Source organism: Corallococcus sp. CA053C (assembly GCF_003611675.1).
Lineage (GTDB): Bacteria > Myxococcota > Myxococcia > Myxococcales > Myxococcaceae > Corallococcus.
Map to the genome: position 1 here is coordinate 1 of NZ_RAWA01000052.1, position 11,119 is coordinate 11,119.

The following is an 11,119-nucleotide window of genomic DNA, read 5'->3' on the forward strand; positions in this document are numbered from 1 at the left end:
CCCCCTGCCCGTCCCCACCGCGCCCGCGCTGCCCGCGCTGCTGGCCGACCGCGCGCGCCGTCACCCGGACACCGTGGCCCTGGCGCGGGATGGACGGACGTGGACCTGGGCGGAGCTGTCCACCCGCGCGCGGGCCCTGGCCACCCGCCTGCGGTCGCAGGGCGTGAAGCCCGGCGAGCCCGTCGTCGTGTGCCTGCGGCCTTCGCCAGAGAAGCTCGCGGCGCTGTGGGGCGTGCTGGAGGCCGGTGCCTCCGTGGTGGCGCTCGGGCCCACCGACCTGGGCAACCTCGCGGTCTACGCGCCCGAGGGCGCCGCCTCACCGCGCATCGTCACGTGGAAGGGGATCATCACCGCCGCGCGCCTGGAGCCCTCGCGCGTGCTGCACGTGGAGGACGCACTGGAGCCCTCCGGTGCCACGGACACGGAGGCGTTGGCGATCACGGAGGACACCGTCGCGTGGCTGCTGCCCGCGGGTGCCGGACAGCCCGCGTGGGCGCTGGGACATCCCGCGCTGACGGAGCTGTTCTCCGCGCTGGACGCACGGCTGCGTCCCACCGAGGGAAGCGCGTGGCTTGCCGCCACCGAGGCCACGGCGGAGCGGCCGGAGCTGGAGTCGCTCTGGGCGCTCTCACGCGGCCTGCGCGTCGTCTTCCCGTCCGAGCAGGTGACGGCGCAGCTCGTGCGGTTGCACGGCGGCGGCCCGCGCTCGCGCGCACTGGACGTGAGCCTCAGCTACTTCGCGAACGACGAGGACGCGATGAGCGGCCCGAAGTACGAGCTGCTGATGGAGGGCGCGAAGTTCGCGGACGCGAATGGCTTCTCCGCCGTGTGGACGCCCGAGCGTCACTTCCACTCCTTCGGCGGCATCTACCCGCAGCCGGCCGTCGTCGCCGCGGCGCTGGCCGCCGTCACGCGCAACGTGCGCCTGCGCTCCGGCAGCGTGGTGCTGCCGCTGCATGATCCGCTGCTCATCGCCGAGCAGTGGGCCGTGGTGGACAACCTGTCGCAGGGCCGCGTGGACGTGTCGGTGGCCACCGGCTGGCACGTGCGGGACTTCATCTTCGCGCCGCAGAACTACGCGGACCGGCGCAACATCCTGCTCAAGCACCTGGAGACGCTGCGCGCCCTGTGGCGGGGCGAGCGCATCCAGCGCGTGGGCGGCAACGGCGTGATGGTGGAGGTGGGCGTGCGCCCGAAGCCGGTGCAGAAGGAGCTTCCCGTGTGGCTCACGGCCACCGCGAACCCGGAGACGTTCCGGCTGGCGGGCGAGCTGGGCGCGGGCATCCTCACCGGCCTCTTCGCGCACTCGCTGGAGGAGCTGAAACCGAAGGTGGCGCTGTACCGCGAGGCGTGGCGCCGCAACGGCCACCCGGGCCGGGGCCACATCACGTGCATGCTCCACACCTACCTCGGTGACGACGAGCAGGAGGTGCTGCGCACGGTGCGCAAGCCGCTGCTGGGCTACTTCCGCAGCTCCGCGGACATCACCGCCTCGCTGCTCGCGGCGCAGGGCCACCAGGGGGAGATCGACAAGTTCTCCTCGCAGGACCTGGACGCGCTGTTGGAGCACACCTTCGAGCACCACGCGAAGGTGACAGGCCTCATCGGCACGGTGGACAGCGGGCTCCAGCGGCTTCGTGACGTGCGCGCGGCGGACGTGGACGAGGTGACGTGCCTCATCGACTTCGGCCTGGAGACGCCGGTGGTGTTGGAGGGCCTGCGCCGGCTGGCGAAGGTGCGCGTGCTGGCGGAAGCGGAAGCCAACGCGCTGCGCGAGCAGGTGCTGGTGGAAGGCGAACAGGGCGTGGGCGAGCTGCTGGAGCTGGCGCGCCAGTCCGGAGCGGTGCTGCTGAACACCACCGCGCGGCTGGCGCGAGCGCTGACCGACCTGCCCGGAGCCCGCGAGGCCCTGGCGCCGTTCGGAGCGCTGGTGCTGGAAGGCGCGTCGTCAGAGCTGGCGTCGGCCCTGCAACGCGCCTCGGGCGTGGAGGTGCTGCTCGCGGGCGGCGCCGTCGAAGGCGCGCTGCTACCCCGCGCCCCCGGGGAGCGCGTGCCGCCGGGCCTCCAGGCCTGGGTGTTGGACGACGCGGGCCAGCCGGTGCCCGCGAACGTGGTGGGCGAGCTGGCCCTCGGTGGGGCCGGAGTGCCGTGGGGTTTGTGGAAGGCCGCCGAGGAGGAGCGTCGCCGGCTCGTGCCCCATCCGCTGGACGGAGCCGCGAGGCTGTACCGCACGGGCCGCACGGCGCGCCTGCGCGCGGATGGACGCGTGGAGCCCGTGAACGTTCCCGCGGCCCGACTGCCTCCGCCCGCCGCGCCGAACCCTGCCGCCAAGGCACCGACGCCGACCCCGGCCCCGACGCCCGCGAAGCTGCCGGGCTCGCCGCCGCCCATCCCCCGCGCATCGAGGGAGAAGCCGCTGCCGCTCTCCTTCCCGCAGGAGCGGCTCTGGTACCTGCAGCAGTTGGATCCGGCGAACGTCGCCTACAACAACGCCGTCAACTTCCGGCTCACGGGGGCGCTGGACACGAAGGCCCTCCAGGCCGCGCTGGACGAGCTGGTGAAGCGGCACGAGGTGCTGCGCACGACGTACACGCTGTCGGACAGTGGCCCCGTGCAGGTCGTCCAGCCGACGGGCGGCCTGCCCATGCCGTTGGAAGACGTTCCGGGAGAAACGCGCGAGGAGCGCGAGGCGGAGCTGCTGCGCCGCTGCCGTGCGCTCGCGGACATCCCGTTCGACCTGGAGCGCGGCCCCATCGTGCGCGCGCGCCTGATGCGGCTGGGCGCGGAGGAGCATGTGCTGGGGCTCGTGCTCCACCACGTCGTCTCCGATGCGTGGTGCACCCTGGTGCTCGCGCAGGAATTGACCGTCCTCTACGCGTGCTTCGGCGCGGGCCTGCCTTCGCCGCTCCCTGCCCTGCCCGTGCAGTACGCGGACTTCGCCGTCTGGCAGCGCAAGTGGTTGGAAGGCGCGATGCTGGACGAGCAGCTGCGCTGGTGGAAGGCGCAGCTCACCGGAGTGCCGGCGCTGGAGCTGCCCACGGATCGGCCTCGTCCCGCCGTGCAGTCCTACGCGGGCGACGTGCACCGCTTCCAGATTCCCCGTGAGGTGTCGGAGCCGCTGCTCGCGCTGGGCCGCAAGGAAGGCGCCACGTCCTTCATGGTCCTGATGGCGCTCTATCAGACGCTGCTGGGCCGCTACGCGAACCAGGACGACTTCGCGGTGGGCACGCCCATCGCCGCCCGCACGAGGCCGGAGGTGGAGGGCCTCATCGGCTGCTTCGTCAACACGCTCGCGTTCCGCGCGAAGCTCGAAGGCACCCCGTCCTTCCGCGAACTCGTGGGCCGCGTGAAGCAGCAGGCGCTGGGCGCGTACGCGCGTCAGGAGGCTCCGTTCGAGCGACTGGTGGACGTGCTCCAGGTGCCCAGGGACCAGAGCCGCACGCCGGTGGTCCAGGTGCTCCTCAACGTCCTCAACACGCCGGACTCGGACGCCGCGACGCCGCAGTCGCTCCAGTTGAGCCAGGTGGAGGTGCCCACGGGCACGTCGAAGTTCGACCTGGGCCTGGACGTGTACGAGCAGCGCACCGGCCTGTACTGCCGCCTCGAGTACGCCACCAGCCTCTTCGACGAGGCCACCGTCGCGCGCCTCGCCGGACACCTGGCCCTGCTGGCGAAGGCCGTCGTCGCCTCACCGGACCTGCCGCTTTCGCGCCTGCCCCTGCTCACGGACGATGAGCGTCAGCAGGTCCTCGTGCAGTGGAACGACACGCGCGTGGAGTACCCGCGAGGCGAGCGCATCCACGACCTCTTCGAGCAGCAGGTCGCCCGGAGCCCGGACGCCGTCGCCGTCACGTTTGAAGACCAGAGCCTCACCTACGCGCAGCTCGACGCGAAGGCCAACCAGCTCGCGCACCACCTGCGCACGCTGGACGTGGGCCCCGAGTCGTTGGTGAGCGTGTGCCTGGAGCGCTCGCTGGAGATGGTCGTGGCGCTCTTCGGCGTGCTCAAGGCGGGCGCGGCCTACGTGCCGTTGGATCCGGCCTACCCGCGCGACCGCCTCCAGTGGATGTTGGAGGACTCCGCCGCCCCGGTGCTGCTCGTGCAGGAGCACCTCGTCTCGAAGCTGCCCCTGGGAGGCGCGTCGGGCCCCCAGCCGCAGGTCGTGTGTCTGGACACCGGCTGGGCGCAGATGGCCCGTCACCCCACGACGCCTCCCGCAGCGCGGTCCACGGCCGATGCGCTGGCGTACGTCATCTTCACGTCGGGCAGCACCGGACGTCCGAAGGGCGCGATGAACGCGCACGCGGGCGTCGTCAACCGCCTGCGCTGGATGCAGCAGGAGTACGGCCTCACGTCGGAAGACACGGTGTTGCAGAAGACGCCGTTCAGCTTCGACGTGTCCGTCTGGGAGTTCTTCTGGCCGCTGATGACGGGAGCGCGACTGGTGGTCGCCCGGCCCGGTGGCCACCAGGAGCCGGCCTATCTGGTGCGGCTCATGGCCGACCAGCGCATCACCACCGCGCACTTCGTGCCGTCCATGCTGCGCGCCTTCGTGGAGGAGCCGGGCCTGGAGGGCCTGACGCACCTGCGCCGGGTGGTGTGCAGCGGCGAAGCCCTGCCCGCGGACCTGGTGCGCCGGGCCCACGCGCGTCTGCCCGTGGCGGAGGTGCACAACCTCTACGGCCCCACCGAGGCCGCGGTGGACGTCACCTACTGGCACTGCCCGCGCACGGAGAACCTGCGCCGCGTGCCCATTGGTCGCCCCGTGGCGAACACGCGGCTGCATGTGCTCGACCGCCATGGCCAGCCCGTGCCGGTGGGCGTGCCCGGTGAGCTGTTCCTCGCCGGCGTGCAGGTGGGCCGCGGCTACTGGCGCCGCCCGAACCTGACCGCCGAGCGCTTCCTCCCGGATCCGTTCAGCCCCACGCCCGGCGCGCGCATGTACCGCACGGGAGACCTGGCGCGCTGGCTGTCCGACGGCACGGTGGAGTACCTGGGCCGCGCCGACTTCCAGGTGAAGCTGCGAGGCTTCCGCATCGAGCTGGGAGAGATTGAAGCCGCGCTCCAGTCGCACCCCGGCGTGCGCGAAGCAGTGGCCGTCGTGCGCCAGGACGCATCCGGCGACGCAAGGCTGGTGGCCTACGTCACGGGAGACGCGGGGCCGCTGGATGCGGCCACGCTGCGCCCCTTCCTCCTGGAGCGGCTGCCCGAGTACATGGTGCCCTCGGCGTTCATGCACCTGGGCGTGTTGCCGCTCACCGCGAGCGGCAAGGCGGACCGCAAGGCCCTGCCCGCACCGGAGGTGTCGGTGGCGACGCGAGGCCAGTACGTGGCCCCGCGCAGCCCCGCCGAGCAGACCCTCACGGGGATCTTCACCGAGGTGCTGGGCATCGAGCGCGTGGGCGTGAACGACAGCTTCTTCGAGCTGGGCGGCCACTCACTGCGAGCCACCCAGGTCGTCGCGCGCGTGCGCACGGCCTTCGGCGTGGAGTTGGGCCTGCGCGTCCTCTTCGAGGCGCCCACCGTGGCCGCGCTCGCGCAGCGCCTCCAGGCACTCCAGGACCCGAGCCGTCCGGCGCTCGCGGCCCCGCCCCTGGCGGTCGCGGACCGGGGCGCGACGCTGCCCCTGTCCTTCGCGCAGCAGCGGCTGTGGTTCATCCACCAGCTCGACCCGACGGACACGACGTACAACATCCCCGCGGCCCTGAAGCTGGAGGGCACGCTGGACGTGGGCGCGCTCCAGCGGAGCTTCGAGGAGCTGGTGCGCCGCCACGAGTCCCTGCGCACCACCTTCCGCACCGAGGCCGGAGAACCGTTCCAGGACATCCACGCGCCCGCGCCGTTGCTGCTCCCGGTGACGGACCTGACGGCGCTGCCCGAGGCCTCCGCGCGTCAGGCCGAAGCGTTGCGCCTGGCGACCGAGGAGGCCCGCCGTCCCTTCAACCTGGAGCAGGGTCCGCTGCTGCGCGCCCTGCTGTTGAAGCTGAGCGACACCGAGCACGTGCTGGTGCTGAACCTCCACCACATCGTCTCCGACGGCTGGTCCGTGGGCGTGCTGGTGCGGGAGATCGCGGCGCTGTACGCGGCCTTCCTCCAGGGCCGGCCGTCGCCGCTGCCCGAGCTGCCGGTGCAGTACGCGGACTACTCGGCCTGGCAGCGGAACTGGCTGCGAGGCCCGGTGCTGGACGCGCAGCTCGACTACTGGCGTGGACAGCTCACGGGGGCCGCACCGCACCTGGAGCTGCCCACCGACAAGCAGCGCCCGGCGAGGCAGTCCTTCCAGGGCGCGGTGGCACCGGTGCACCTGCCGCGAGAGCTGAGTGACGCGGTGGAGGCCCTGGCCAAGCGCGAGGGGGCCACGCCGTTCATGGTGCTCCTGGCGGCCTGGCAGCTCGTGCTCCAGCGCTACTCGGGACAGGACGACATCACGGTCGGCTCGCCCATCGCGGGTCGCCGCCACGTCGAGTCCGAGTCGCTCATCGGATTCTTCGTCAACACGCTGGTGCTGCGCGCGCAGGTGCGAACCGACGCCAGCTTCCGTCAGCACTTGAAGCAGGTGCGCGACACCACGCTGGGCGCATACGAGCACCAGGATCTGCCCTTCGAGAAGTTGGTGGAGGCGCTGCATCCGGCGCGAGACCTGAGCCGCAGTCCCCTCTTCCAGGTGCTCTTCGTCCTGCAGAACGCCCCCGTGTCCGAGCTGTCCCTGCCCGGGCTCACGCTGCGTGCCGTGGACGTGAACAGCGGGATGGCGAAGTTCGACCTGGACCTGACGCTCCAGCGCGAGGAGCAGGGCTTCACGGGCAGCCTCACCTACGCCACCGCCCTGTTCCATCCGGACACCGCGGCCCGGATGGTCGAACACCTGCAGGTGCTGCTGGGTGCGGCCATCGCCGAGCCGGAGCTGCCGCTGTCCCGGTTGTCGATGCTGACGCCGAAGGAGCGGAACACGCTGCTCGTGGAGTGGAATGACACGCGCACGAAGCTGGGCCGTGGCCTCATCCACCACCTCGTCGCGCAGCAGGTGGCGCGCACGCCTGACGCCATCGCCCTCGTCGTCGGCAACGAGCGCCTGAGCTACGCCCGGCTTGATGCTCGCGCCAACCAGCTCGCGCACCACCTGCGCTCGCAAGGCGTCGGGCCCGAGGTGCGCGTCGCCGTCTGCCTGGAGCGCAACGTCGACCTCGTCGTCTCGCTGCTCGCCATCCTCAAGGCCGGCGGCACCTACGTGCCCCTCGACCCCGCCTACCCCCGGCAGCGCCTCGACTTCACCCTCGCTGACTCCGGTGCGCGTCTGCTGTTGTCGCATCAGTCGCTGCTGGCCTCCCTGAAGCTCGACACGCAGTGCGTGGAAGCTCTCTGCCTCGATGCGCTTCCGTCCAGCGTCGCGTCACTGCCGACGTCGGCCCCAGGCTCCACGGTCAGCGAAGACAACCTCGCCTACGTCATCTACACCTCGGGCTCCACGGGCAGGCCCAAGGGCGTCGCCATCTCCCACGCCAGCGCCACGGCCTTCCTCGACTGGTCCCTGCGCACCTTCTCGCCTGCTCAGTTGGCCGGCACGCTGGCCGCTACGTCCGTCTGCTTCGACCTCTCTGTCTTCGAGCTCTTCGCGCCCCTCGCCTGCGGTGGCGCGGTGCTGCTCGCCGACAACGCCCTCGCGCTCGCGGGGTTGCCCGCTGCCTCGGAGGTGACACTCATCAACACCGTCCCCTCCGCCATCGCCGAGCTGCTGCGCACGGGCGCCATTCCGCCCTCCGCTCGCACCCTCAACCTCGCGGGTGAGCCCCTTCCCGGCACCCTCGCACGCGCCCTCTACGCCACCGGCACCGTCGAGCACGTCTTCAACCTCTACGGCCCCACCGAGGACACCACCTACTCCACCTTCACCCGCGTCCCTGAAGGCCCCGCCGAGCCCACCATCGGCCTGCCCCTCCCGGAGACGAGCGCCTACGTCCTCAGCCCCCAGTTGCACCTGCAACCCATGGGCGTCCCCGGGGAACTCTTCCTCGCGGGAGCGGGCCTCGCTCGCGGCTACCTGGGCCGAGCGGACCTCACCGCCGAGCGCTTCATCCCGGACCCCTTCAGTCCCGTCCCCGGCGCTCGCATGTACCGCACCGGAGACCTGGTGCGCCGCCGCGCCGACGCCCAGCTGGAGTACCTGGGCCGCACCGACTTCATGGTGAAGCTGCGCGGCTTCCGCATCGAGTTGGGCGAAGTCGAAGCCACCCTGCGTCAGCACCCCGCAGTCCAGCAGGCCCTCGTCCTCGCCCGCCGCGACTCCCCCACCGGGGACCCGCGCCTCGTCGCCTACGTCGTCGCGTCCAACGCCAACCCCAACGAGCTGCGCACCCACCTCCAGCAGAAGCTGCCTGAGTACATGGTGCCCGCCGTCTTCGTTCCGCTGGCCGCCTTCCCCCTCACGCCCAACGGCAAGCTCGACCGCAAGGCCCTCCCCGCTCCCGAGGCGGGCACCCTCACCACGGAAGCGTACGTGGCGCCGAGGAGCCCGCTGGAACTGGAGCTGGCCACGCTCTGGGAAGAGGTGCTCGGCATCAAGCCCCTCGGCGTGAAGAGCCACTTCTTCGAACTGGGAGGCCACTCGCTGCTCGCCGTCAGGCTCATGGCCCGCATCCGCGAGCAGCTGAAGCGGGAGCTGCCACTGGCCACGCTGTTCCGGGCTCCCACGGTGGAGCAACTGGCCGCGCTGCTGCACCAGGTGCCCGCGCCGTTCTCCCCGCTCGTCCCCATCCGGAGCACCGGCACACGCCGTCCGTTCTTCTGCGTCCACCCCATCGGCGGCAACGTGCTGACGTATGCGGAGCTGGCCCGGAGCCTGGGACCGGATCAGCCCTTCTACGGCCTCCAGTCGCCGGGCCTGGACGGAAAGCAGCCGCCGCTGAGCACCATCGAGGCGATGGCGGCGAGCTACCTCGACGCCATCCGCACCGTCCAACCCCACGGGCCCTACCGCCTGGGCGGCTGGTCCATGGGTGCGCTGGTCGCCTTCGAGATGGCCCGCCAGCTCCAGGCCCACGGAGAGACCGTGGAGCTGCTGACCCTCATCGACCCGAGCAGCGCCACCGAAGCGCGCGTGAGCATCGACGTCGAGGATCCACGCCAGGTGCTCGCGCAGTTCGCCAGCGACCAGGGCCAGCTCGCGGGCCAGGACGCATGGGTCCCCGACGCGGCGATGCTCGAACGAGGAATCGACGCGGCACTCGAAGACCTGCTGGCCCGGGGTCGTGAAGCAGGCCTGCTCGGCCCCGAGGTGGAGCTGCCGCAGGTGCGGACCCTCTTCGACGTCTTCGCCAGCAACCTGCGCGCGATGAAGCACTACGTGCCCAAGCCCCTCGCGGGCCGCATCGCCGTGCTGCGCGCCAGCGAGCGTCACGCGACAGAGGCGAACGACCGCGGCTGGAGCGCGCTCGCCAACGACGGGCTCGTGCTGCACGACGTGCCCGGCAACCACTACAGCGTGCTGCGCGCACCGAACGTGCGGACGCTGGCGGAGTTGCTGTCCCGGCTGCTCGGCTGAGCGGAGCGATGTGCGCGGGCCGGAGCGGGAGCCATCCCCCTCCGGCCCCACGGCGATGCCGATACAAAGCCCCTGACGTCCAGGCTGGAGTAACGGAAAGCGCGCTGTGGAGCCGGACACGCATCCGTGCCCCAAGCCAGCCTCTCGCCGCACCCTCCGGCAAGTGCATCGCGTTGATCAACCACCACGGCGATGCACACCTTGCGGGGGGATGCATCGCGCCGTTGCCCGTGCGCGCCCGGTGCGGCCGTCCAACCTCGCCTGCGCGCGCACGGGAGTTCATCCGCCATGGAAACCACGCGTCCGGCCCTCGTCCTCCTGCCCGGTCAGGTCATCGTCTCGCTGAACTTCGATGACGGCCTGGCCACCCAGGCAACAGGCGCCTCCATGCTGCAGGCCCATGGCATGCGCGGCACCTTCTTCGTCCACAGCACCCGGATGGGACTGTCCGGCCGCCTCACGCTCGCCCAGGTGCGCGCATTCCAGGACGCCGGCCATGAGATTGGCGGGCACACGCTGACCCATCCGCACCTCACCCAGCTCTCCGCGGACGAGCAGCGCAGGGAGATCTGCAACGACCGGGTCGCGCTGCTCAACGCCGGCTTCCGCGTCACCTCGTTCGCGTATCCCTTTGGGGACAAGGATTCGACCACGCGGCAGATTGTGAAGGATTGCAATTACAACTCAGCGAGGGAGAGCGGCGGCCTGCGCACCCCTACCGGCAGCACCAGCAACCCGCCCGCCGAGCCCGTGCCGCCCGCGGATGCGTATGCCATCCGGACCCACGGCTCCGTGCAGGCCACCACCACGCTCACGGACCTGAAGAACTACATCCTGCGCGCGGAGGAGGCAGGGGGCGGCTGGGTGCCGCTCGTCTTCCACCACCTCTGCGGGCCGTGCGACCCGCCGCAGACCTACTCCACCGCGCCCGCCACGCTGTCGGCATTCCTGGACTGGCTGGCGCCTCGCGCGTCGCGGGGCACCACCGTCGCCACCATGGACGCGGTCATCGGCGGCGTGCTGAAGCCGCCCGTGAGCTGGCCGCCTGCGCAGCTCTTGAAGAACCCCTCGCTCGAAGCGGACGCCAACGGGGATGGGACACCGGACTGCTGGCAGCGCGGCGGCTTCGGCTCCAACACCTTCACCTGGACGCGGACCTCGGATGCTCATGGAGGGAGTTGGGCCCAGCAGGTGCGCATCACCGACATCACCAGCGGCGACCGGAAGCTCATCACCCGGCAGGATGACAGCAGTTGCACGCCTCCGGTGACGGCGGGGCACCACTACCGCATCTCCGCCTGGTACAAGGCCACCACGTCGGTCCGGTTCAAGGCCTACTACCGCAACAGCGCGGGAGCGTGGACCTACTGGTCCCAGGGTCCCCTGCTCCCCGCGCGCTCCAGCTACACCTTCGCCGAGTGGACGACGCCGCCCGCCCCCTCCGAGGCCCGCGCCCTCAGCGTGGGACTGTCCATCGACCGGGTGGGCACACTCACCATGGATGACTTCGCGCTCGCGGACGTGGATGCAAGCACAATAGCCCCTTAGCGAGAAACAAAGGCAATCCAAGCATCATGTGAG

The 11,119-nt window shown here is 71.3% G+C and carries 2 protein-coding genes; both read left to right on the top strand.

The genetic code is table 11. The features are described from left to right. Positions 1 to 40: 40 nt before the first annotated feature. Positions 41 to 9,538 carry a non-ribosomal peptide synthetase gene (locus D7V97_RS09920; protein ID WP_255424764.1) on the top strand — a complete coding sequence of 3,166 codons (9,498 nt, stop codon included), beginning with the start codon at positions 41 to 43 and terminating at the stop codon, positions 9,536 to 9,538. A 288-nt stretch (positions 9,539 to 9,826) separates the two neighbouring features. Beyond that, positions 9,827 to 11,086, top strand: coding sequence for a polysaccharide deacetylase family protein (locus D7V97_RS09925; protein WP_158623323.1), 1,260 nt, complete (start codon positions 9,827 to 9,829; stop codon positions 11,084 to 11,086). Positions 11,087 to 11,119: the final 33 nt, after the last annotated feature.